This window comes from Wenzhouxiangella sp. AB-CW3 (assembly GCF_014725735.1).
Classification (GTDB): Bacteria; Pseudomonadota; Gammaproteobacteria; order Xanthomonadales; family Wenzhouxiangellaceae; genus Wenzhouxiangella.
Genome location: NZ_CP061368.1, coordinates 3728273 through 3752664 on the forward strand (window position 1 = coordinate 3728273; position 24392 = coordinate 3752664).

General features: G+C 63.0%; 23 protein-coding genes. 8 read left to right on the top strand and 15 right to left on the bottom strand.

Annotated elements, in window-relative coordinates:
* Position 1: 1 nt before the first annotated feature.
* Complete coding sequence (locus IC757_RS16095) at positions 2-193, bottom strand: hypothetical protein (protein ID WP_190975291.1); 192 nt, start codon at positions 191-193, stop codon at positions 2-4.
* Positions 194-523: 330 nt separating this feature from the next.
* Here IC757_RS16095 and IC757_RS16100 point away from each other — a divergent pair, with 330 nt between their 5' ends.
* Complete coding sequence (locus IC757_RS16100; RefSeq protein ID WP_190975292.1) at positions 524-1159, top strand: DUF1566 domain-containing protein; 636 nt, start codon at positions 524-526, stop codon at positions 1157-1159.
* Positions 1156-2229 carry a COX15/CtaA family protein gene (locus IC757_RS16105; RefSeq protein WP_190975293.1) on the top strand — a complete coding sequence of 358 codons (1074 nt, stop codon included), beginning with the start codon at positions 1156-1158 and terminating at the stop codon, positions 2227-2229. Before IC757_RS16100 ends, IC757_RS16105 begins: the two co-directional genes overlap by 4 nt.
* An 8-nt stretch (positions 2230-2237) precedes the next feature.
* Here the strand turns inward: IC757_RS16105 and IC757_RS16110 are convergent, their stop codons facing one another.
* From IC757_RS16110 to IC757_RS16140, 7 genes are all read right to left on the bottom strand, one after another.
* Positions 2238-2942, bottom strand: coding sequence for a Crp/Fnr family transcriptional regulator (locus tag IC757_RS16110; RefSeq protein ID WP_190975294.1), 705 nt, complete (start codon positions 2940-2942; stop codon positions 2238-2240).
* A 169-nt stretch (positions 2943-3111) separates the two neighbouring features.
* Complete coding sequence (locus IC757_RS16115; protein ID WP_190975295.1) at positions 3112-3906, bottom strand: metal ABC transporter permease; 795 nt, start codon at positions 3904-3906, stop codon at positions 3112-3114.
* Positions 3894-4409: an ATP-binding cassette domain-containing protein gene (locus IC757_RS16120; RefSeq protein WP_223846168.1), complete on the bottom strand. Its 516-nt coding sequence runs from the start codon at positions 4407-4409 to the stop codon at positions 3894-3896. The genes IC757_RS16115 and IC757_RS16120 overlap by 13 nt, the downstream gene beginning before the upstream one ends.
* Positions 4410-4477: 68 nt before the next feature.
* Positions 4478-5356, bottom strand: a complete 879-nt coding sequence (locus tag IC757_RS16125) for a metal ABC transporter substrate-binding protein (protein ID WP_190975296.1) — start codon at positions 5354-5356, stop codon at positions 4478-4480.
* A 90-nt stretch (positions 5357-5446) separates the two neighbouring features.
* Positions 5447-7030, bottom strand: coding sequence for a TonB-dependent receptor (locus tag IC757_RS16130; protein WP_190975297.1), 1584 nt, complete (start codon positions 7028-7030; stop codon positions 5447-5449).
* 527 nt (positions 7031-7557) lie between these two features.
* A complete protein-coding gene (locus tag IC757_RS16135) occupies positions 7558-10089 on the bottom strand; it encodes a fused MFS/spermidine synthase (RefSeq protein WP_190975298.1) in 2532 nt (843 codons plus the stop codon).
* 93 nt (positions 10090-10182) lie between these two features.
* Positions 10183-10836 carry a hypothetical protein gene (locus IC757_RS16140; protein WP_190975299.1) on the bottom strand — a complete coding sequence of 218 codons (654 nt, stop codon included), beginning with the start codon at positions 10834-10836 and terminating at the stop codon, positions 10183-10185.
* A 291-nt stretch (positions 10837-11127) separates the two neighbouring features.
* On the opposite strand from IC757_RS16140, the gene IC757_RS16145 reads away from it, so the two are divergent.
* Complete coding sequence (locus tag IC757_RS16145; RefSeq protein WP_190975300.1) at positions 11128-11553, top strand: DUF3617 domain-containing protein; 426 nt, start codon at positions 11128-11130, stop codon at positions 11551-11553.
* A 92-nt stretch (positions 11554-11645) separates the two neighbouring features.
* Here the strand turns inward: IC757_RS16145 and speE are convergent, their stop codons facing one another.
* On the bottom strand, positions 11646-12479 hold the full coding sequence (gene speE, locus IC757_RS16150) for a polyamine aminopropyltransferase (RefSeq protein WP_411913481.1): 834 nt from the start codon (positions 12477-12479) through the stop codon (positions 11646-11648).
* A 136-nt stretch (positions 12480-12615) separates the two neighbouring features.
* Here speE and speA point away from each other — a divergent pair, with 136 nt between their 5' ends.
* On the top strand, positions 12616-14478 hold the full coding sequence (gene speA / locus IC757_RS16155) for a biosynthetic arginine decarboxylase (protein ID WP_190975301.1): 1863 nt from the start codon (positions 12616-12618) through the stop codon (positions 14476-14478).
* Positions 14479-14481: 3 nt separating this feature from the next.
* On the top strand, positions 14482-15360 hold the full coding sequence (locus IC757_RS16160) for an NAD(P)-dependent oxidoreductase (RefSeq protein WP_190975302.1): 879 nt from the start codon (positions 14482-14484) through the stop codon (positions 15358-15360).
* A gap of 73 nt (positions 15361-15433) precedes the next feature.
* Here IC757_RS16160 and IC757_RS16165 read toward each other — a convergent pair whose 3' ends face one another.
* The 3 genes from IC757_RS16165 to argS form a co-directional block, all read right to left on the bottom strand.
* Positions 15434-16840 (bottom strand): alanine/glycine:cation symporter family protein, encoded by a 1407-nt coding sequence (locus IC757_RS16165; RefSeq protein WP_190975303.1) that lies wholly within the window; start codon positions 16838-16840, stop codon positions 15434-15436.
* 98 nt (positions 16841-16938) lie between these two features.
* Positions 16939-17484: an SPOR domain-containing protein gene (locus tag IC757_RS16170; RefSeq protein ID WP_190975304.1), complete on the bottom strand. Its 546-nt coding sequence runs from the start codon at positions 17482-17484 to the stop codon at positions 16939-16941.
* A gap of 4 nt (positions 17485-17488) precedes the next feature.
* Positions 17489-19249, bottom strand: coding sequence for an arginine--tRNA ligase (gene argS, locus IC757_RS16175; RefSeq protein ID WP_190975305.1), 1761 nt, complete (start codon positions 19247-19249; stop codon positions 17489-17491).
* 296 nt (positions 19250-19545) lie between these two features.
* On the opposite strand from argS, the gene IC757_RS16180 reads away from it, so the two are divergent.
* Positions 19546-20091, top strand: a complete 546-nt coding sequence (locus tag IC757_RS16180) for a gamma carbonic anhydrase family protein (protein ID WP_190975306.1) — start codon at positions 19546-19548, stop codon at positions 20089-20091.
* 118 nt (positions 20092-20209) lie between these two features.
* Positions 20210-21049, top strand: coding sequence for an aldo/keto reductase (locus IC757_RS16185; protein ID WP_190975307.1), 840 nt, complete (start codon positions 20210-20212; stop codon positions 21047-21049).
* Position 21050: 1 nt separating this feature from the next.
* Here the strand turns inward: IC757_RS16185 and IC757_RS16190 are convergent, their stop codons facing one another.
* From IC757_RS16190 to IC757_RS16200, 3 genes are read right to left on the bottom strand one after another with little or no spacing between them, the layout of a single operon-like run.
* Positions 21051-21455, bottom strand: coding sequence for a DUF4920 domain-containing protein (locus IC757_RS16190; protein ID WP_190975308.1), 405 nt, complete (start codon positions 21453-21455; stop codon positions 21051-21053).
* Positions 21452-22243 carry a slipin family protein gene (locus IC757_RS16195; RefSeq protein ID WP_411913482.1) on the bottom strand — a complete coding sequence of 264 codons (792 nt, stop codon included), beginning with the start codon at positions 22241-22243 and terminating at the stop codon, positions 21452-21454. Before IC757_RS16195 ends, IC757_RS16190 begins: the two co-directional genes overlap by 4 nt.
* 2 nt (positions 22244-22245) lie before the next feature.
* Positions 22246-23769 (bottom strand): NfeD family protein, encoded by a 1524-nt coding sequence (locus tag IC757_RS16200; protein WP_190975310.1) that lies wholly within the window; start codon positions 23767-23769, stop codon positions 22246-22248.
* A 192-nt stretch (positions 23770-23961) separates the two neighbouring features.
* Between IC757_RS16200 and IC757_RS16205 the strand changes: the two genes are divergently transcribed.
* Positions 23962-24381 (top strand): hypothetical protein, encoded by a 420-nt coding sequence (locus IC757_RS16205; RefSeq protein WP_223846170.1) that lies wholly within the window; start codon positions 23962-23964, stop codon positions 24379-24381.
* Positions 24382-24392 lie beyond the last annotated feature (11 nt).

The window sequence follows — 24392 nt, forward strand, 5'->3', positions numbered from 1 at the left end:
ATCAGCGTCCGATGGGGATCGTGACGATTTCCATCACGCCCCAGATGATGTAGCTGACCGAAGGAACGGTGACGCCGAGAAACAGCAGCAAAAACGGGTTGTCGAGCATGCGCTGCATCATCGGGAGGCGTTCTTCGGACTCATCATCGGGTGCGTGTTCGTGGTCTTGCCGGTTCTGGTCTTGTTCGGTCATGGCGGACCCTCCTGCTATCGGGTTTCCGTACTTAACATGCGTGCAAGATGCATGTTTGTGGGTGCAATGGTGCGTGGTTGGCAGTCTAGCGCCGGGGGTTGGCGCTGGTCATTGATGTAGATCAAATTCGGGTTTTAGGTGAAAGGTAAGAGGTAAAAGGTAAGAGGCAAGGTGGCCAGGGTTTATCCTTTCACCTTTCACCTTTCACCTTTTACCTCCCCCAAATTGATCCCAATCAGTTTTACCCGCCCCGATCCGGTATATCTTTGCCTCATGATTCATGCATTCAACATGCGCCTTAAGCTCGGGAGGGCCGCGCCAATGATTTCCATGCCTGCAAGATTGACCATTCCGACGGCTCTGGCCGTCACCCTTATCATCGCGGCCTGTGGCGGCGCGGACGATGCGCCGCCGGTTTCAGACTCCTGGTCGCGCATTGGACCGGACGGTGAGACACTGGCCGACAACGACCCGGACCACCACTGCATCTTCGACGAGCGCACCGGCCTGATGTGGGAGGTCAAGCGCGAGGATGCCGGGCTGCATCAGCCCGGCCAACAGTATTCCTGGTACTTTGCCGATGAGCAGATCAACATGGGTGAACCGGGCGCCCGCGATGACGGCGATTGTGTAAACTCGCGCTGTGACACGGAAGGCTTTGCCAGCGCGGTCAACGAGGCCGGCTTGTGCGGCTTTCACGACTGGCGCGTGCCGACCCGCAATGAAATGATGACACTGGGCGACCGGCGTTTGATGGACGAAACCGGCCTGATCGTCGACCCGGCCTGGCTTCCCCATGTCAAGGCCGGGGAATACTGGGCCAGTGAAACCTTCCGACTGTATCCGCAAAGCGCCTGGGCCGTGGACATGCGCCACGGACTGGATCGCGCCGATCACAAGAAGGAAGTCAAGGCGGTTCGCCTGGTGCGGCAGCACCGGACACCGGCGCAGGAGATTGATGGATGAATTTTATTGAACGACGTAACGAGCGCATTCTCGGCCGCTGGCTGATGGCCTGCTGCCTGGTCCTCCTGATCCTGGTGATCGTGGGCGGAGCCACCCGTCTGACCGGTTCGGGCCTGTCCATGGTCGAGTGGCAGCCGCTGACAGTGATTCCGCCCATGAACGAGGAGTCATGGATGGCGGAGTTCGACGCCTACCGCGCCAGCCCGGAGTACCAGAAGATCAACTACGGCATGTCGCTGTCGGAATTCAAGGTGATTTACTGGTGGGAGTTCGGCCATCGCCTGCTGGCTCGCGGACTGGGCCTGGTCTTCGCCCTGCCGTTGCTATTTTTCTGGGTACGCGGCATGGTGCCCGTGCGGCTGCGCTGGCCTCTGCTCGGCCTACTGGCCCTGGGCGGCTTTCAGGGCTGGCTGGGCTGGTACATGGTGCAGAGCGGACTGGTCGACATCCCGCGCGTGAGCCCCTATCGCCTGGCCGCTCATCTGGGCGTGGCCCTGGTGATATTCGCGATCATGTTCCGGTTGGCGCTGAGCCTGCTCTGGCCGGGGCCCCGGAGACCGGCTCCTCGGCGCTGGCGGCCGTGGACCATCGCCTTGCTGGCCATGGTTTCGGTCACCATCATCTGGGGCGCTTTCGTGGCCGGCCTCAACGCCGGGCTGGTCTACAACACATTCCCGCTGATGGCCGGCCAGTGGATCCCGCATGGGATTCTGGGGCTGGAGCCGACCTGGCGGAACCTGTTTGAAAACACGGCCACCGTGCAATTCATTCATCGCGTACTGGCCGTGGTCACTTTTGTCATCGCCCTGGTCGCCTGGCTGCGGGTCTGGAAGAGAGAACCCGATGCCCGTATCCGGTGGACCTTTCACGCTCTGTTTGCGGTGGTGGCCATACAGGTGGGCCTGGGAATCGCCACCCTGCTGACGTATGTCCCGGTCACTCTGGGCACGATTCATCAGGGTGTGGCGGTGCTGGTGCTGGCGGCAGTCATCGGGGCCGACTACCTGGCCGACCGCGACCCGTCGGGTGAGCGCCAGACCGCGCACGAGACCCGTCTGACCACGGCCTGAGACGAGATCTATGCCCGGGGCTGGGACGAGCCCCGGGCAATCTGCTGAAGCTCCTCGGGCGCCCGCACGGTAATGCGGCGGGCCTGCATGTCGATCACCCCGTTGTTCTGCAGAATAGCCAGGCTGCGCGAAAGGGTTTCTGGCTGAATGGCGAGCAATCCGGCAATATGCTTCTTGCTCGCTTCCAGCCGGAACGGACCCCGCGATTCCTGCTGGCGATAGACGTCAAGCAGGTAGTGAGCGACACGCAAATGGGCGTTCTGCAATGCCAGCGATTCGATCTGGTTGATCTTTTCCTGAATCCGGCAACTGAGCGTGCCGAGCAGACGAAAGCACGCATCCGGGGACTCCCTGAGCGTGGCCACCAGCGCGTCGGCATCGAATCCGACCAGTTCGCTGGGCTTGAGTGCCGCACAGTTGACCGGGTAACGGCGCTCGGGCAGAAACATCGTGGCCTCGGCGAAACTTCTCCCGGGCTGAATGATGGCCACGATCTTCTCATGGCCGTCACTGGACAGGCGAAACAGCTTGAGTTGTCCCGAACGGCACAGCCAGATGCGCCGGGCCGGCTCTCCTTGCCGGAAAAGTTGCTCGCCGCGCTCGACTTGAACAATGCGGGAGTGCGCCAGCGCCTCTTCTCTCTGCTCGGCTTCGAGCGCGTTGAGCAGAGGAAATACCCTGAGATCGTCGGTTGTAGCCTGGGAGCCAGTCATTGTCACGATGTGTCCCGGACACCAGCCAGGCTGGCCTTTGAATACGGCTACCATTTAACAGGCAAACTACCTGCATGGTTTTGACAAGGATCAACTATTGGCCCGCTTGGATCCAAGCGGCACGAATGTAGATCGCATGCAGCCGGTCGGGGTTGTACGGGGTGTGGTTTCAGATCTTGCCCAATCGACCCAGAAGCCTGAGCGGCGCCAACATGGCCAGCAGCACCACCAGGGTGGCTCCAAATGGCTGATCAAACTGCATGGCAAGACCAAATCCAGCCAGGTAGGCCAGCACGCCCAGTGCCACGGTGACGAGCAACGCCTTCCTCCATCCACGACAAAGGGCAAAGGCTACCCAGGCAGGCACGAAGAACATGGCAAAAGCAGGTACTGCCCCCATGGCGACGGTGCCGAGCACGGTGGCAAAAACGACCAGGGCACCAAAGAGCAGGCGGTGACGCCAGGCCGGCAGGCGGTTGGCAGTGAAGAAATCAGGAAAGAAGCGCCCGGTCATCAGCCGTTTGGATAACCAGGGCAGGCTGACCAGCAGCAATAGCAGCAACGCTCCGGCCGCCCACAGGTGACCGAGATGGCTGAAGTAAAGCTGCCCTCGCAAAAGGCTTTCCGCCACCACCGAACCCTGGTGAGTGTTGGCCGCGAAGATCAGGGCCGCTGACCAGCCCAGCAGGATGGTCCAGGCATAGTGATTATTGTTGGCCCGGGGCAACAGGTTGAGCAGCAAGGCGACCACGCCGGCGGCCATCGAGGCGGTGACCACCACCGGCAAGCCCAGCGGCAGGGACAGCACACCGCCGGCCGCTGCGACATGTGACAGCGCAAAAGCCGCCAGCCACTCGTCACGCAAGCGCAGGTAGGCACCCATCAGCGACAGCACCACGGCCAGGATCAGGCCATTGAAAAACGGCACCCGGAACATCGGGTCGAGAAAGATCAGCTCACCCATGGCTCGATATCGTGGCGGCGATGGCAGTGTTTGTTGAGAAAGGCCTGCTCATGGCTGACCAGGACCACGGCACGTTCGGGCGACAGGCTCCCCAGCACCTCGCCCAGTGCCTCGATGGCCTCGCCGTCGAGATTGTTGGTGGGCTCATCGAGCAGAACCACGTCCACCGGACTGTTGAGACAAGCCCAGGCCTGGAGGAACTGGTACTGTCCACCGCTCATTTCTGCGATGGGACGGTCGAGCAGTGGACGGATCAGTGCCGGCGGATTGCCCTCGGCATCAAGCAGGGCGAGCAGCTCCCGGCCGAGCAGCGGCAGCTCCGGTGGACGCTCGGGGCGCTGGCGGTGGTGTGCGAGACGCACCGCCGGGTCACGCAGGATTCGCCCGGAATGAATCTTCGCCGCGCCAGTTAGCGCCTTGAGCAGGGTGGACTTGCCGGCGCCGTTGGCACCGCCCAGGCCCAGCACTTCGCCTGCGCGCACGGACAAAGAAACGGGGCCCACGACGGGCCCCGAATAACCTGCGATCAGCTCATCGAGCGTGATCAGCGACCTTGGAGAGTCGGCTGCAGTCAGGGTTTGAAAGCCTCCACCCAGCGGTTGATCAGGTCGAAATAGGCATCGCTGTCAGCACCGATCTCGACCTGGTTGGGCAATTGTTGCTGCCACCAGCCCAACTCGCGCGAGACAAACTCCGGTCCGCGCGAGGGCTGGAAATCGGCGTAAAGAATAACACCTTCCTCGCCGCGCAGACTGCTCACCAGTTCGCTCAGATGACGCGCGGTCGGCGGAATGCCAGGCAGCGGCTCGATGTAGCCGAGAATCTCGATACCCATCAACTCGGCCAGGTAGTCCACATCCTTGTGATAGAACACCGCACCCGGAGCGCCTTCGGTCATGCCCTGCCAGCGCTCGACGTGCTCGGCGGCCTGCTCGGCGAATTCACGGGCATTGGCCCGGAACTGGTCGGCATGGTCCGGCGCAAAATCAGTCAGACGCTCGGCCAGGGCTTGGGCTACCTCGCCCATGCGAATGGGATCGAAGTAGTAGTGCGGATTGCCCGCCGGGTGGACATCACCATGGGCCCGGTCGGCTACAAGTCCGACCTGGATCAGGTCGATCTGGGCCGCGCCCTCGAAGTAGCCCTGGCGCCCGACCTGAACGTTGGGGTTGTGCGCGCCCTGCAGCGCGGCCGGCAGCCAGCCCACTTCCAGTTCGGCGCCGACGGCGACCACCAGGTCGGCCCGGCGCAGCGCGGCCATCATGGACGGACGCGCTTCCAGGTAGTGGGCGTCGCGATCCGGTGGCGCCAGCACGGTCACATGCACGGCATCACCGCCAACGGTTTCGGCCAGCATGCCCATGTTGGGCACGGTGGCGACCACGCGCACTTCGGCACTGGCCGCCATGGACGCCAGCAAAAGAATCAGTGTCAGGAACAGTCTCTTCATTTCATTCTCCCGGTATTTGACAGCTTTCTGATCGATCTGACTTCACCGGCAGGTCATTGCCTGCCGGTGAGGTCCTGCTCCGGGCAGCGATCAGAAGGCGTGGGCACCATGCACGCCCAGGCTCATGTTGAATTGCAGCATGAACTGCCAGGCATCGTGTCCGTCGGCGATGTCGTTGTAGCTGACCTGCGCACGCAGGCGTGAGAACTCGGTCGGGGCATAGGTCACCTGACCGCTGTAGCGCCAGGAGGCATCGAGATCCTCACGCATGCCGCGCCGGCCCAGGCTATCCGTACCCCCATCGTAGGCGCGGTTGGTCAGACCCGCGCCGTCGACGCGCAGGCCGGCATTCCAGCGCGGTGCGAAACCGTAGACGCCCTGCATGTAAAAGGCATCCTGGCGCCAGGTCTGATCGCGACGATCGGGATCATCGGCCGGACCGGTCGGGACCAGGTTGGAGAAGTCGGTGAACTGGCGGCTCTGGAACTCGACATCACGCTCGCGCAATGCATATTCGGCCTGGAAGACAAAATTGCCGTGCCCCATCAGACCGCCACGGCCGTACTTGTAGACCAGATCGGCACCAACGAACTGGCTGTCGCCGTCCCAGGTTTCCAGGCGGCCGGAGGAATGCGCGGTCTCGTCCTGCCACACCTGGCTGACACCACCGAAGGCGCCGAGTTGCATGGCGTGGTCGAAGCCCAGGTCGGGCGCCCACTTGACGAAGCCGGTGAACAGGCGCGGCCCGTCACGGTCACGCAGGTTCTTGTCGGCGCGCCAGCGATTGCGGACCGGCTCATTATTCTCTCCGGGAAGGACGGTCACCATCTCGTGCCGGCTGTCGCCCAGGTAGCTGGCCACGCCGTCACTGCTGCCTTCGAGCACCTCGACACCGAAACGGGTGTAGCTGTCGAATGGTGCCAGCCAGGACAGTTGCACACCGGTCTCGCTGAGGCCTTCCTCGCCGAAGATCAGCTCCCGGAACCAGGGCTGGTCGACAAAGAACCAGTCATGCGGATGCTGCTTGTTGATATAGCCGACATCGCTGAAGAACTTGCCGGCCTTGACCTGCAGGCCCTGCGGCAGCGAGCGGGTGGTGATGTAGGCTTCTTCCAGCTCGATGCCGTGGTCGCTGATGGCGGCCATTACCATCATGTCGAAGTAGGGGTCGACACTGCCGGTGAAGGTCACTTCGGCCTCGCGCAGATTAAAGCCCTCCTCGATGCCATGGCCATGGCCCCCATGAGCATGGCTGTGACCGGAGTCGAAGCCGGCTGGATCGTCCAGGTGATCGCTGAAATGAGCGTAGTAGCCGTCGAGAATCACCGAAATGGCCGGATTGAACGCCGTGCCGGAAGTCACCTCGCCGGTGGCCATGGGACGGGCACGCATGCGTGCCGGAGTCGGGTCGAGCGGGTCAGCCTGCGGTCCGGCACCGGTGGCCGCCGGGCGTGGCGTGGCGCGTTCGTCATCGTCTTCCCGCGCTTCATCTTCCTCGAGCGCCTGCGCGGCACGCAACTCGGTTTCAAGGTTTTCGATACGCCCCTGACGCTCGCGATCACGCTCTTCGAGCGCTTCGATCTTGCGCATCAGCTCTTCCAGTGTCGGTTCCTCGGCCACGACGCTGCCGCTGGCGAATGCGGCGGTCAGGGCCAGTATCCAGAATGCTCTCATCTCAGGATCTCCTGAAACTCTGTGGTTTGCGTCAATGAATGCCAGCACCCGCCCGCTGGCGGTATGACTGACCGGAACGAAATAATATAACATAACTTTTCTGGTGCATGTCCAGACCCAACCGCAAGCCCGAACGCCTCCAGACACCACCTTCACATTGCGGCCTCGAAGCCACCATGCCCTGCGCAAACCACCAACTGATTACTCAGATGATTCAGCCATATTTCGGTCGGATTTTTTGGAACCGCAGATGAACGCGGATTAACGCAGATTCAAGGGATTACAGCAGGAATAGCAGCTGTAATCGTCCGCAACCCGAGACGTTCGCACTCATGTGTCTCAGCTCGTGGACGGATGAAAGCCTGGGCCGTTCTATGAATCGCTGACCCCAGCGCCTATCGATGATCCATGCGTCAGATCAACAATCTGCGTTTATCGGCGTTCATCTGCGGTTTCATAATTCAAGTCAGGACCATGGCTGAGAACCATACGTAATCAGGAACCACTAAGAGCAGAATGGAGAGAGCTCAACGTCGCCCGGATTCCTCCCAGCCCGACAGCGTCTCGGGTTGCTCCGGCTCGGGCGGCGCCCGCTCGAAGGGCGTGCGGGCGATGAAGTCGGCCAGCAGCATTTCCGCCTCTTCCTCGCGACCGGCCCGGCGGTAGACGCCGTAGTGGAAGTAGCTGCGCCCGGCAAGCACGTAGTCGCGCTGGGCGGCATCGAGGCGAGCCAGGTAGGGATCGTGGTCCAGGCCCGGATTCTGAATCAGGCGCTCGTAGAGCAGGCCCAGCTGATCTCCGGTCAGCCAGCGCGCCAGGCCGGCCTGCACGGCACGCTGCGTCCGGGGCGCCTGGTATTCGATCAGCGGGCGCCGGTCGGTGTTGATGGCCGCCTCGTCGAACAGGCCCGAGGCAGTGATGTTGCCGGCATAGAAGCGCAGGTTGACCGCGGCCAGCAGGTCATCGGGCAGATCGGGATTGCCGGCCAGGGCGCGGCCATGGGCGATGGGCACCTGTGGGTCCAGCGGCTCGGCCCGGTTCTGCCCGACCAGCGCGACAATGGACTGGTCGGGGAACAGGTCGCCGCGCCACAGCACGACCTGGTCGAAGGCTTCGTCCATGGTGCGCGCCAGGATGCCGAATTCCTTCTCCGAGACCTGGTAGGTCGGCACCCACTGCACGAACAGCCCGCCCTCGTTGAGGCGGGCGGCGGCGGTATGGAAATGTTCCAGAGTATACAGATTGCCGGTGCCGGCCTTCCACGGCGTGAACAGGTCGGAAATGATGACATCAAAGGTCTGCCGGCTGCGCCTGAGACAGTTGCGGCCATCCTCGGCGTGAATGGTCACGCGCTCGTCCTCGAACAGCCCCTCGGTCCAAGGGCCGAAATGGGCAGTGGCCAGGTGCACGACCTCCGGGAGGATCTCACACACCACCACCCGCTCGACCGGAAACAGCAACGATGCCCCGGCGGTGATGCCCGTGCCCATGCCGAGAAAGAAGACATCGCGCGGGTCCGGGTGCAGCATCATCGGAATCAGCGCCTGGTTGCGCTCCGACTCCAGTGCACCGGTGCCTCCCAGGGTGTAATGGTTGTTGACCCGGATCAGCAGATGGTCGTCCCGTTCAATCACCGCCGCGGCGGCGTGACTGCCCTCGCGCAATTCCACCAGACGCTCGCCGTGACCCGGGTTGAGGTAGACGCGAGTGACCCAGTCGGTGGGCGCAAACAGAAAAGCCAGCGCCAATGCGGCGGGTGCCAATGCCAGTGCCCGACCACCGCCCTGCTCGCGCAGCACCATGAAACCCGCCATGACCAGCAGGTAGACCGCCGAGAGAATCATCAGGCTGCCGGCCGGACCGACCAGTGGCAGCAAGACGAATCCGGCGATCAGCGCACCGGCGATGGCGCCCACCGTGTTGGTAGCCACCAGCCGGCCGATGATTTCGCCGGTGCTCGCGGTACTGCTCTCAAGCAATCGCAACAGGTAGGGCAGCACCGTGCCCAGCATGATGCCCGGCACGAGCATGACCACGGCCGCCACGGTGATCACACTGGTGAGGTATTCCCACCAGTCGCGCCCGGCGCCGATGTAACCCAGGCCGCCGGTCGCGGCCTGGAACAACCAGGCCGAAGCCGCCACCAGCACGGCAGCCGTGGCCAGAAGCCCCAGAATGATGCGATCGGCGGCCAGCCGTCGAACCCGGCTGAGGCGATTGGCCAGCGTCGCGCCCAGGGTCAGCGCCAGCAGGAACACCACCAGCACCAGGGCATAGGTATAGACCGAATTCTGCAACACCTGCGCGAACATGCGCGTCCAGACCACTTCCACGGCAATGGCCACCAACCCGGAAGTGAACGCCAGCGCCCACAGCAAAGATGACGCCCTTCCCGGCTCCCGGCCCGGAGCCTTTAGCGCGTCCTGCTCAACCGGTCGAGGTGCGGCCTCGACCCAGCGCCGGGCCAGCCACAGTGCGAGCAGGCCGACGGTGAGATCCAGCAACACGGCCACGCCATAGGCACCGGCAAAACCCAACCACACCGGCAGCACGAACCCGGCGGCCAGCGCTCCAAACGCGGCGCCACCGGTATTGACGGCATAAAGCAGACTGCCCAGCCGACCCAGCTCGGCCGGCTGGCGGATCAGATACTGGCCCAGCACCGGCAGGGTGCCGCCCATGAGAAATGAGACCGGGAAGAGAATCAGCGCGGCCAGCAGGATCTTGAACAGCGTATCGGCAATGGGCACGTCGCCAATGACCGGATACAGCGCCGGATACAGCGCCTGGTAGGCATCGAGGAGCACGAAATGCCCCAGCGCGGTGGCCGCCACTGCAACCTCCAGCCAGCCGAAAGCGGCCAGGCCGCTGGCCAGCCGCCGCGCGCGCCGGCCCCAGAACCAGCCGCCGGCGGCGATGCCGGCAAAGAACACGGCTATAGCCAGCGCCGCGGCCTGGGCGGTGGAGCCGAACAACAGGCCGAGTTCGCGCACCCACAGCACCTGGTAGACCAGGGCGGCGAAGCCGGAGGCAAAGAAAAGAGCGGCCAGGATCGGCATCCTGGCCGCGGGAGTTGTCGCGTTCGCGCGTGTCATCACGCGCAATAATATAACGTTTCGCCGCCCGGCTTCACTGCCGTGCGGCACTATCGCCTACATCAGCAACCAGATCAGTCGGTAGGCAAAGTAGAAGGCCAGGGTGAACACCACTGCCACCTTGAGGCGCTGCGGGGCGACGAACAGGTAGCTCATCAGAAAGACGCCGATATAGATAAAGAACAGCCCGGCGCCCCGGAACCAGGAATGCATGGTCACGCCAAGCAGGTTTAGGGGAATGGCAATGGCCACCAGCACCGCCGGCAATGCCATGGCGGTACCGAACTTCTCGATAAAGAAGTCCAGGCTGTACTCGCGCTCCTGACGCTTCGCATACCACTGCAAGGCGAACAGCACGATGGCGATGGGGATGGCGAACGACAGTCCGAACTTGATGCCATTGAGCAGCCAGGAAAAGCGCACGCCACTGGTCGTGGTCATGGCGATGCGCTGCACGAATGACGACAAGGCGATCAGCACCAGCAGGGCGCTCATGTTGATCAGACCAAAAAGTCTGAGACCCCGCATCGTGCCGTCGAGCAGTTCGTCGGGGCGCTTGTACAGGGCCGCCAGGTACTGTGGGTAGCTCATTCCCGCTTTGCCATTGCCGCTTGTGTCACCGGCACCGCTGTTGTCTTCGACTACCGACTCCTGTGGTTCCGACTCCGGCTTGCCGGCTTCGTGTTCTTCCGGTTTGTTTTCTTCGCTCATCAGAATGACTCCCTGCTTGGGGCCGGCCCATCCAGCCCATCTCTTGTACAGCTTATTACGGCAATCGCTCTATCAATATGACATCGGACTGCATTTTTCCTGTGGGCTGGAGGGGGCGAAGGTGCGTGATTCTTCGCCGATTCAGGCCACTTGCAGCCAGTGGGGGTAGAATGCCATGTGACGGTCAGGTTGGCAGATTTCCTGGCCCGGTCCCGTAGTACTGATTAACATCGACCCATACTTGAGAATTCACGCCGGCCGGCTGGGCCGGCATTGACGGAGGAATCATTCATGCGCCTGAAAGTAATTGCAACTGCGACCCTGCTGCTGTTCGGCCTTTCGGCCGTTGCCGAAACGCCCAATATCGAACCGGGCATGTGGGAGTACCACAACAAGATGACGTTCCAGTCTGACGTGCCGATTCCCGACCAGGAACACACCAACCAGGAATGTGTCACGCTGGAAGACATCGAGCGTGGCGACGCGTTTCTCGAGGACGTCGAGGAATGCGACATCACCAATCAGGAAATTCGCAGCGACGGAATGGATTACTCCATGAGCTGCCATGGCCCCGATGGCACGGAAATGACCATGGATGCATCAATGCAGTTCTACGGCGACCGCACCACCGGCACCATTCACGGTGAGATGGATACGCCGATGGGACCGATGCAGATGACGATCGAACTGACCGGCGAGCGCATCGGCGATTGCTGATTGGTCGGGACTCGCACGATGATGCGACTTGCCCGGACTGCGGGCAAGCGCGCAATGATCGAATCGGGCAGCCTGCGGGCTGCCCGTTCGGTTCAGGGAATCTGCGTGGCCAGGGCGCCGACGTGGACGCCGGGGTTGAAGTAGCGGGTTTTGACGCCGCTGGCCTCGAAGCGGACCGGGGCCACCGGCTCCAGTGGGCCGCCCTTTCTGGCCTGGGTAGCTGACCACCAGCCCGAGGGATAGCAGGGCTGGGGAAATCCCAGGGTGCGGATGGTTTCGAATCCGGCCTGTTCCATGTTGGCACGCACGCCAGCGATCAGCTTCTGGTGAATCAGCGGGGATTCACTCTGCTGGACCAGGATGCCGCCGTCGGCCAGCGCGGTGTGGCAGTCGGCGACGAAATCGGGCCCGAACAGACCTTCTGCCGGCCCGATGGGATCGGTGGAATCGACGATGATGACATCGACGCTGCCTGCATCAAGCTGTTTGATGAAGGCCAGGCCATCGTCGAAGATCAGCTCGGCGCGCGGGTCGGAATTTCGCTCGCACAGCTCCGGGAAGAAGCGCTCGGACAGGCGGGTGACCTGTTCGTCGATCTCGACTTGCTGGCACTGCCTGACCGCATCGTGGGCCAGCACCTCGCGCAGCGTGCCGCAATCCCCACCGCCAATGATGACTACTCTCCGAGGTTCCGGATGGCTGAACAGGGTCGGATGGGAGAGCATCTCGTGATACAGGAAATTATCACGCGAGGTCAGCATCACGAATCCATCAATGACCATCAGGTTGCCCCAGTGCGTGGTCTGGTAGACATCGATGGTCTGGTAGTCCGTGACCTCATGCGCCAGGTGCTGATCGACAGACCAGGACAGCGCGACGCCGGCCTCCAGGCACGGCTCGGTAAACCACTTATGGCTGGATGGCAGCATATTGGTGACTCGAATCATTCCCGTCGGACCGGCCGCTGATGTTAGCAGGATTATCTGCAGCCAACGAGCTCGTGGACCGGTGGGGGTTACAATCCGGGTCTCGATTCCATCGTAGACGAAGGACCCGGTGAACATGAGCGAGGACGTCATCGGCCGCGCGCGGCGACGCTACGCCATCGAGCGCTGGTCGGAGGGGCTGTTCGATATCGACGGGACCGGACGCGTGACAGTCTGCCCCCGCGCCGGGCACTCTGCAACCCTGGTCGAGGTCGTAGAGGCCGCCCGTCAGCAGGGCCTGCGCCTGCCCCTGCTGCTGCGGTTTCCGGAGATCCTGGAAAGCCGGGCCCGACGATTGATACAGGCATTCGACCAGGCCATCGAAGAGCACGCCTACCAGGGCCGCTTCGCACCGGTCTATCCGATCAAGGTCAACCAGCAGGCCAGCGTGGTGCGCACCCTGGCGGCAGTCGATCGCATGGGCCTGGAAGTGGGCTCCAAGCCGGAACTGATCACGGCGCTGGCCGTCGGTCGTCCCGGCAGCACCATCATCTGCAACGGATACAAGGATGCCGCCTACATCCGGCTGGCCCTGAGCGGCCAGAAGCTGGGACTGAGTCCGGTCATCGTGATCGAGAAGCCCGCCGAATGGCCGCTGGTCCGTCGGGAAGCCCAGCGGCTCGGTGTCGAACCCATGCTGGGGGTGCGCCTGCGGCTGTCCTCGCTGGGCAGCGGCAACTGGCAGAATACCGGGGGCGAGCGCGCCAAGTTCGGACTGGCCGCCAGCCAGGTACTGGAACTGGTCGCAAGCATGCGCCAGGCAGATTGTCTGCACTGGCTGGCTCTGCTGCATTTTCACATGGGCTCACAGATTTCCAACCTGCGCGATATCCAGCGTGGTGTCCGCGAAGCGGCTCGCTACTATGCCGAACTCGACCATGTCGGTGTCGACGTCCGCCTGCTCGATATCGGCGGAGGGCTGGGCGTGGACTACGAGGGTGGCGGCACCCGCAGCTACTGCTCGATGAACTATTCCCTGGACCAGTATGCACAGGCCATTGTCGGCGGCATTGCCGAGCTGTGTCGGGAGCGGGAGCTGGCCATGCCGGACCTGGTTTCGGAATCCGGGCGTGCGCTGACTGCGCATCATGCCGTGCTGGTGGCCAACGTCACCGCCACCGAAACCCTGCCCCGCGACGACGGACAGACCGCTCAGGACGATCATTCGCTGATCCGCCACCTGGCCGAAGTGCTCGACCAGGTCGAACACCGGGAACCGGAAGAAAGCTTTCTGGAAGCCGAACACCTGCTGGAAGAGGGCCGCAACCTGTTTCTCTATGGCGACCTGCCGTTGCCCGACCGTGCCCGGCTCGAGCCGCTGTTCAACGCCATACTGGCCGCACTGGTTGATCGGCTCGATCCCGACCACCGGCGCCACCGCGAGCTGCGCGACCGCATCCGCTATCAGCTTTCAAGCAAGTATTTCATCAACCTGTCGATTTTCCAGTCGCTGCCCGACATCTGGGCCATCGATCAGGTGTTCCCCATCATGCCGCTGACAAGGCTGGACGAAGTGCCCGGAGAACGCGCGGTACTCGAAGACCTGACCTGCGATTCCGACGGGCGCATTGATCACTACGTGGACCGCGGGCTGCTGGAACCCACGCTCCCCGTTCACCGAATTGGGTCGGATGAAACCTACCTGCTGGGCTTTTTCATGACCGGCGCCTACCAGGAGACCCTGGGCGATATCCACAACCTGTTCGGTGACACCGACAGCGTAGACGTGCGCCTGGGCCCGAAAGGCTTCGACCTCGACCACGCCCGCAGCGGTGATACCGCCGACATGCTGCTTGAGCTGGTCGGCTACGATCCGCGAGCGCTGATGACGGCCTGTCGCGCACGGGTTGCGGCCGCCGGGCTGGATCGTGCCGAAGCCGAGGCCCTGGAGCGGCTGTTGACCGAGGGCCTGTCTGCCTACACCTACCTGGAGCACTGAATCATGAACACGGCATGGATCGGACTGGGCGCGATGGGTGCGCCGATGGCCGGCCACCTGGCCGGTGACAATCTGCTGTCAAGCGTCTGGAACCGAACCCGGCGGAAGGCAACTGAATTTACCGGGCAGTTTCCGGGCACGCGCGTGGCATCCGACCCCATCGAACTTGTTCAGGATGCCGGCATTATCTTCCTGTGTGTATCGGCCGACGATGACCTGCGAGCATTGATCGGCCAGGTTGAAGACCGCCTGGCGGCCGGACAGATCATAGTCGACCATTCCACCGTGGCGCCGGCCACGGCGCAGGAGCTGTCCGGCCGGCTCGAGGAAATCGGCGTGGCTTTCATCGATGCGCCGGTCACCGGTGGCGTGGAAGGTGCCATCAATGGCCAACTGGCCATCATGGCCGGGGGCGATCACCGGGCATTGGACGAGGTCGAACCCGTCATGCGGCGCTACGCCCGCATCATCCACCACCTGGGGCCCTCGGGCAGCGGCCAGGCAGCCAAGGCCGTCAACCAGCTCCTGGTTGCCGGCATTGCCGAGGCCGTGTGCGAATCGCTGGCACTGATGGAAAAACTGCAACTGCCGGCCACACCCATGCTTGAACTGCTGGGCAGCGGCGCCGCCGGCAACTGGTTTCTCGAAAAGCGCGCCGCGACCATGCTTGACGACAGCTTCGAGGTCGGCTTCGACCCGCGACTGCTGCTCAAGGATCTGCGCATCTGCCAGACGCTGTGCAGCGAGGCCGGCTTCGACTCCGGCGTGGTCGACCAGGCCATCGCCGACTACTCCCGTCTGATCGATCAGGGTTCCGGCGAAGGCGACATCTCGTCACTGATCCGCCTCAAGCGCGAGCCCAGACCTGGCGGAAAGGTTTAGCAAAGGACACGAAGATGGCCAATGAGGAGAAGTCCTCGAATCGCATCTTCGTGTCCTTCTTTACGTTCAGCGCTTAATCGCCGTCCCGGTCCAGGTCGCGGGCGGCTTTGTCGCGCAACTGGTTGAAGTAGTCCAGCTTCTCTTTCGCCATCACGCCGGCCAGCAGGATCAGGGCCACCAGGTTGGGGGCTGCCATCAGGCCATTGAAAGTGTCGGCGATATCCCAGATCAACTCCAGCGCACCCACCGCACCCAGGAAAACGAAGACCAGGAACAGCGCCCGGTAGGGCAGCACGACCCGGCGTCCGAACAGGTACTCCCAGCTCTTCTCGCCGTAGAAGTTCCAGGTCAGCATGGTGGTGTAGGCAAAGAAGATGATGGCGATGATGACCACATAGCCACCCAGCCCGGGCAGGCCCTGGGTGAAGGCCTGGCTGGTCAGCACCGCCCCGGTGACCACTTCACCACTTTCGTCGACTGTGCCCAACACACCGGTCACGAGAATGACCAGCGCGGTCATGGTACAGACCACCAGCGTGTCGATGAATACTTCCCACACGCCCCAAAAGCCCTGCCGGAAGGGCTGGTTACGGGCCTGGGCATGAACGATGGACGCCGAACCCAACCCGGCCTCGTTGGAGAAGATGCCGCGGGCGATGCCGTAGCGGATGGCCATGGCCACGGTGGCGCCGGCAAAGCCGCCGACCGCCGACATCGGCTGGAAGGCGTGCACGAAGATCATCTGCAGGGCAGGAATGATCTCTGTGGCATGAATGGCCAGAATGCCGAGCGATCCGACCAGGTAGGCCACGGCCATGATCGGCACGATCTTCTCGGCCGTGGCCGCGATGCGGCTGATGCCGCCGAGCGTCACCGCACCGACCAGCACAACCAGCACCAGGCCCGTGATCCAGGTGGGAATGCCGAACCCGGCCTCGGCCGACTGCGCCAGGGTATTGGACTGCACCATGTTGCCGATACCGAAGGCGGCCAGGCCGGCGAAGAAGGCATACAGCACCGCCAGCCACTTCCAGTTGCCACCCAGACCATGCTCGATGTAGTAGAACACCCCGCCGGAGACCCGGCCGTCGCTGTCGACCTGGCGGTACTTCAGACCCAGCGTGGCCTCGGCCATCTTGGTGGCCATGCCCACCAGGGCCACGACCCACATCCAGAACACCGCACCCGGGCCACCCATGACGATGGCGGTGGCCACACCGGCGATATTGCCCACACCAATGGTCGCGGCCATGGCCGAGGTCACGGCCTGGAAGGGTGTAATGGTGCCCTTGGCCTTGGTGCCGCTGCGGCGAAAGATCTCGCCGAAGCTGTTCTTCCAGGCATGAATGAGATGGCGGAACTGGAAAAAACCCAGGCGGATGGTCAGGTACACGCCGGTACCGACCAGCAGAATCATGAACGGAGGGCCCCAGACGATGCCGTTGATCAGGTCATTGGCGCGGATGATGAAATCAAGCATGGTGCTGGCTCCCTCTGATTGTTTTTTCTTGCGATTTATCCGGCCCCAAGCCTAGCCGAAAGTACCCGCCTGCGCATAGTCCCTTGAAGCCTGCCGATTCAACCTCCGCTGAGGACCATGGCCTCGTGGCCGTTGTCGAGCAGCCGCCGGCGTGCGCTATTGGCTTCGCGTGCCGTATCGAAAGGACCGACCCGCACCCTGTGCCAGGTTGCATCATTGACCGTAACGGCCTGTACCCGGGCATCCAGGCCCAGCAAGGTCAGCTCGGCGCGCAGGGACTCGGCGTCATTTTCTGATTGAAACGAGGCGACCTGCAGCAGGTAGTTGCTGCCGGCGGCCTCCTCGGGCTCGGGCCGTTCCCGGGCCCGTTCCTCGAACTCTTCCTGGGGCACCACCACCTCGATCTCGGGCAGTACGGTAAAGAAGTCGTACTGGCGGCTGCGTCGCTCTTCTTCGGGTTCGGCGATGGCCGGTTCGTCGTGGCCGGCCGGCAGACCGGGCGGCGTCTCGCTGCCACTGGGCAGGTAGCCACCGATCCAGGCCACGGTGGCCACGCCCAGGCCACAGATCACGCCGGCACCGAACAGCATCAGGCCATTGAGGGCCGAACCACCGCTGCCGCGTCTGGCTTGTCTGCGCGCCACTGGACTACATCTCCTGCGGGGCAGAAACGCCCAGCAGCCTCAGGCCATTGCGCAGCACCTGGCCGACAGCAGCCACGAGATTGAGCCGCGCATTGCGAAGATCTTCATCGTCGACCAGGAACACGCTGGCGTTGTAATAGGTGTGGAAGCTCGAGGCCAGATCGTGCAGGTAATGCGCCACCAGGTGCGGGGTACGCTGACGGGCGGCACTGGCGATGACTTCCGGATAGCGGCCTACCGCCCGCAGCAGATCCTGTTCGTGATCGCTGTCAAGCCGCTCGATCGAGGTTTCGCCAATGGCCTGGTTGTGGCGGAGACCACGGCTGTCGAGCTGACGGAACACGCTGGTGATCCGTGCATGCGCGTACTGGATGTAATAGACCGGATTCTCGTTGGCCCGCGACTTGGCCAGATCGAGATCGAAATCAAGATGCTGTTCATGCGAGCGCATGATGTAGAAGTAGCGCGCCGCATCGTTGCCGACCTCATCACGCAGCTCGCGCAGCGTGACAAAGCTGCCCGAGCGGGTCGACATCTGCACCTTATGGCCGCCGCGGTAGAGCACGGCGAACTGGACCAGCTGGAACTCGAGCCGATCGGCGTCCTCATTCAAGCCGCGGGCGGCGGCTTTCAGGCGCGGCACGTAGCCGTGATGGTCGGCACCGAAAATGTAGAGCGAGGTGCCCCGGCAGCGTTCCAGCTTGTCCAGCAAGTAGGCCACATCGGATGCAAAGTAGGTGGTCCGGCCGTCGTCGCGCACCACGACCCGATCCTTGTCGTCGCCCAGCTCGGTGGCCCGGAACCAGCGGGCGCCATCGCGCTCGTAGACCCAGCCTTCTTTCTCCAGGCGCTCCAATGCACGGGCCAGCGCGCCGGATCGTTCCAGGCTGCGCTCCGAGTACCACTGGTCGAAGCGCACCCGGAAGTCGGCCAGGTCGTCACGAATATCGTCCAGCATGGTTTCCAGGGCAATGCCAAAGCAGGCCTCGTAACCCTCTGCGCCAAGCAGCTGGCGAGTGCGTTTGATCAGCGCATCGATATGACGTTCCGGATTGCCGCCATCCGTCTCGTCGGGGGGCAGCCCATCGAACACCACCGTTTGCGAGTGGCGCAGGTCGTCGCCATGCCGGGCTCGCACCTCGCGGGCAATATCGTAGACGTAATCGCCCCGATAACCGTTGTCGGGAAATCGTACCCCTTCGCCGCTGAGCTCGAGATAGCGCAGCCACACCGAGACGGCGAGGATATCCATCTGGCGCCCGTGATCGTTGACGTAGTATTCGCGATGCACGCGATGACCAGCGGCTTCGAGGATATTGCCAAGGCTGGCACCGTAGGCCGCGCCACGACCATGGCCGACGTGCAACGGTCCTGTCGGGTTGGCGCTGACGAACTCGACGAGCACATCCTCGCGGCTGCCGGCCGGTTCGCAGCCATAGGCGTCTCCGTCGGCCAGCACCGAGCGCAGGACGACCCGGAAATAATGCGGGCTGGCGAAGAAATTGAGAAACCCCGGGCCGGCGATCTCGACCCGCTCGACCCGCTTGGATTTCGGCAGTCGATCCATGATGCGCTCGGCCAGCTCGCGCGGTTTCATGCCCGCCGGCTTGGCCAGACGCATGGCGACATTGCAGGCATAATCGCCATGCATTCGATCACGCGTATTCTCGACGTCAAAACCGGTCGGCAGGCCGGCCGGCAGTTCGCCTTCGCGCTTGAGATATCCCAGCGCCTGGCTGATCAGTTCCTCGATATGGGCACGCATGCTTTGCCAAAGGGACGAAACAGCGGGTATTGTAACGGGGCCCGGCCTGCAAGCGAACGGCGGGTTATCCACAAAACCTGTGGATAACCGTGTGAACAGATGTGGGAATGCGGCCGTCAGACCGCCGGGGCACAAACCAGACAGCAGATTGAGCAAAAAGTGACACTTTGATAAAGCACATTAAATCAATCACTTGTGGCGCATTTGTTAGCGCTGGATTATACTGGCCACGCTAAAGGGTTGTTTCACCGTTAACAATCCGGCATGTGAATAACTTGCCGGCACGAGGACGTCGAATGCCTATCAGAGCCTTCCAGAAACATCAACCCAGGATTGGACGACATGTCTGGATTGACCCGGCCGCAACGGTCATCGGCGACGTAGAGCTGGGCGACGATGTCTCGATCTGGCCGGGCGCGGTTCTGCGCGGCGACGTCAACCGGATCACCGTGGGCCACCGAACCAATATCCAGGACGGCAGCATCTGTCATGTCACTCACGATGGCCCCTATACGCCGGGCGGCGAACCACTGGTGCTGGGTGAGGACATCACGGTCGGCCATGGGGCCGTTCTCCACGCCTGTCGCATTGGCGATCGCTGCCTGATCGGAATGAGTGCACTGGTGCTCGACGGTGCCGTGATCGAAGACGATGTCATGCTGGCTGCAGGCAGCCTGGTCAGCCCCGGCAAGACCCTGAAGTCGGGCTGGCTGTATCGTGGCCAACCGGCCCGGCCGACACGCGAGCTGACCGAACGTGAACTGGAGATGCTGCGCTATTCGGCAGCCAACTACGTTCGGCTCAAGAACGAGTATCTCGACGAGCCCGCGGAGCCCCGATGATCGAACCATCCGGAACAGGGGGGATGCACCACATCCGGGCCATCATTTTCGGTTTGCCGTCGATTCCCTTACACTCGGCGGGTTCGACTGATGACTGTCACTGCAAGGAGAGGGATTCATGACCGACATTCCGGTCATCTCGGCCAACGGCCTGAATATGCCGGCACTTGGCTTCGGCACGTTTGAACTCGACGAGGACACGGTGGAGGACATCCTGCCCAGGGCCATCGAGCTGGGTTACCGACACATCGACACCGCGCAGATTTATCGCAACGAAGCGGCCGTGGGCCGGGCGGTGGCGAATTCGGGCATTGACCGCTCGTCGTTCTTCCTCACCACCAAGGTCTGGGTCGACCGCTTTTCACCCGACGACCTGATTGCTTCGGTGCACGGCAGCCTCAAGCGCCTGAACACGGATTATGTCGACCTGTTGCTGCTGCACTGGCCGCTGTTCGGCGGACGCGGCATGAATCCGACGCTGGATGCCCTGATGCGGACCAGGCGCGAAGGATTGGCACGCAATATCGGCATCAGCAACTTCAACATCGACCAGACCGAACAGGCCGTGGCGTTCTGCGGAGAGGGGCAACTGGCGACCAACCAGGTCGAGTACCACGTCTACCTGGGCCAGGACCGACTGCGGCGCGTGCTGGCCCGTTACAACCTGGTGCTGACCGCCTACATGCCGCTGGCCAAGGCACGCACGGTCAATGACCCGGTGCTGTGGCAGATCGGCGAGCAGTACGGCAAGACCGCCGCCCAGGTGGCCCTGCGCTGGCTGGTCGAGCAGGACCGGGTGGCCGCCATACCGGCCACGTCCAACCCGCACCATGCCGCGTCCAACATCGACATTTTCGACTTCAGCCTCAGCGCGGCCGATCAGGAAAGAATCGCCGGGCTGGAAAAGAAGCGGCGCATCTGCAAGCCGGAAGGCCTGTCACCGGCCTGGGACGACTGACCTACTCGATGTAGATGCCGCTGGCATCCAGGCGATATCGATAAGCCGGTTCGTCGGCGGTCGAATCGCCGTCGTCGTCTTCCAGTCGCTCGAGCACACCGTGCGCCCGCGCCATGCTGCGGGCATCCGCCGGCATCTCGAAGGCGTGATCCAGCGTCTGGATGCGCAGCATGTGGCCGTCCTCCTCCAGCACGGCCCAGCAGCCGCGATGGGTGCAGACATCGGTGATCCGGCCGGAAACCATCAGCGGCTTGTCCAGCCAGGCATCGGGATCGGCCATGACCTCGGCGACCGACTGCGTCTCCATGGCCGCGTCGCCTGTCTCTCCGTACCAGGTACCTGCCCAGGTCGCGGCACTCATCATCCCGGCGACCATCAGCACCGTCAACCACACACTCACTTTCATGACTGTTCTCCCCTGGATTTCTTGTCCTCACCGACGGCACCCATCATGCCCAGGAACGGTTTGACGAAGTCCAGCGGCATGGGGAAGATGATGGTGGAGTTCTGCTCGCCGCCGATCTCGACCAGGGTCTGCATGTAGCGAAGCTGCAGCGCACCGGGCGCCTCGGCCAGCTTGTTGGCGGCCTCGACCAGCTTCTCCGAGGCCTGCTGTTCGCCGTCGGCGTGAATGACCTTGGCGCGCCGTTGACGCTCGGCCTCGGCCTGCTTGGCAATCGCGCGGATCATCGACTCGTCCAGGTCGACATGCTTGATCTCGACGTTCGACACCTTGACCCCCCAGCCGTCGGTCTGGCGATCGAGGATCTTCTGGATATCCTCGTTGAGCTTGTCGCGCTCGGCCAGCATTTCATCGAGCTCGTGCTTGCCCAGCACCGAACGCAGCGTGGTCTGGGCGAGCTGGCTGGTCGCGTCCATGAAGCGCTCGACGTTGATGATCGCCTTCTGCGGATCAGTCACACGGTAGTAGATCACGGCGTTGACCTTGACCGAGACGTTGTCCATGGAGATCACGTCCTGGGTCGGCACGTCGAGCACGATGGTCCGCAAATCCACGCGCACCATCTGCTGGATGAAGGGGATGACGATGATCAGACCCGGCCCCTTGACCTTGTAGAAGCGCCCGAGGGTGAAGATCACGCCTCGCTCGTACTCGCGCAGGATCTTGATGGTGTTGGCAATCAGCAACACCAGGACCACCACGATGGTGGTCATGAAATACAAGAAATCAATATTCATGAGCTTGACTCTCCTTTGTCCCTGACGGGACGTACTTTCAGTGTCAGTCCTTCGACCGCCACGATTTCGACGCGGTCGTCGCGCCCGACCGGCTCGTCCGAGCTGGCCGTCCAGTCTTCACCTTCTATGTGTACCCGACCCCGCCCATCGGCAAAATCGGCGATCGATTCGGCTTCGCGGCCAATGAGCGACTCGGTGCCGCTGACCTTCGGATTCTGGTGTGATCGGGCCGCCAGGTAGACGACGGCGAAAAAGGCCAGGGCGGACGCCAGCCCCATGGCCGCGATCAGCCCGGGGTTGACCGCCATGCCCGGCACATCGGTATCCATCAGGATAATCGACCCGAAGACCACGGCGGCCACCCCGCCGATGCCGAGAATACCGAACGACGGCACGAACAGTTCGACGGCAATCAGGGCGAAGCCGAGCAGCATCAGGGCCAGACCGGCATAGTTGACCGGCAGGATCTGGAACGCATAGAGCGCCAGCAGCAGGCAGATGCCGCCGATGACGCCGGGCACCAGGGCCCCGGGGTTGTAGCCTTCCAGTATCAGGCCGTAGATGCCGATCATCAGGAGGATGTAAGCCAGCGTCGGGTTGGTGATGATGCTCAGGAACTCGCTGCGCCAATCCGGCTCGAGCTCGATGACACTGGCGCCCTCGGTGTCGAGCGTGACGTTACGCACCGACAGCCGGATCTCGCGACCATGGACCGCCTGGAGCAATTCGGGGATGTCCTCGGCGATGTGGTCGATGACGTTGATCTCGAGGGCCTCGCTGGAGGTCAGGCTGACCGCCTCGCGCACCGCCTTCTCGGCCCAGTCGGCGTTGCGGCCGTGGCGCTCGGCCAGGCCGCGGATGTAGGCGACCGCGTCCTCGATCACCTTGCGTTCCGTGGCCGTGCCGGCCGGCCCGGGCCTTTCTTCCGCCACTTCCGCGGGCTCGTCAGCTGATTCGTCGGCCTCGCCATTGCCATTTGCTTCCTCGCCGTTTGCTTCCTCGCCGTTGTCCCGGTCACGATCATCGAAAGCGTCACGGGCGCGCTCGGCCGGGGTCCGCGGACGCTCGGCATCCTCCTGGCCACCACCGCCACCGATCTGCACCGGCGTGGCCGCACCCAGGTTGGTCGACGGTGCCATGGCGGCAACGTGGCTGGCATAGAGCATGTAGGTGCCGGCACTGGCCGCACGCGCACCCGGCGGGCCAACCCAGGTCGCCACGGGCACATCGGCGTTGAGGATCTTCTTGATCATGTCGCGCATCGAGGCATCCAGCCCGCCGGGCGTGTCCATGCGCAACACCACCAGTTCGCCACCCTCGGCCTCGGCCTGCTCGATGCCACGCAGCACGTAATCCCGTGTGGCCGGGCCGATGGGACCGTCGATGTCGAGCACATAGACCGCGCCTCCACCGCCGCCCGTGGCCGCCCCACCCCACAGCATCAACACCCCGAGCGAAAGACACAGAGCCACCAGCAGGCGTCGCACATGGCTTCTCACAGGCTTGCTTCGATCCTTCATGCCACCATCCTTCAAGCACTTGCTTCATCTGGCAGGCAGCGCCGACAAGACCACCGCGCAACCCCAGAACCACTGGTCCCGAGATTACCACCGTCGGGGACAAGATGTTGTCGGCGGCCGGTCATCGGTTGATTCGCCGGCCATTGCCCCAAACCATGAGGGCAGTCCCATGACAGATAAAGGCCGACAGCCATGAGTCAGATGCCCGACGAAGAGCAGTTTCAGTTCGACAAGTCCGCCCTCGTGCAAGAGGAAGTGTTTACCGACATGCGTTCCGGACAGATCCGCCGTCTCACGCCCCTGACCGTCAGCGGCGAAGTCGACACCAGCCAGCCGGTACGCTACGTGGGCCAGACCCAGGTCATGACCAACGCCGGCGCCCTGCCACTGAGCTTCGAGCTGGAAGTCGACAGCCTGGAAGCGGCCTGCGATGCCTTCGGCGATGCGGCCAAGAAGGCCTTGGAGGACACCATGGAAGAACTCAAGCGCCTGCAGCGCGAAGCCCAGTCCTCGATCATGGTGCCCGGCCAGGAAGGCGGCCGCGGCGGCGGCATGGGCAACATGGGCGGCCCGGGCGCCGGCGGCATGCCCGGCGGCGGCATCAAGCTCTGATTGAAAAGCAG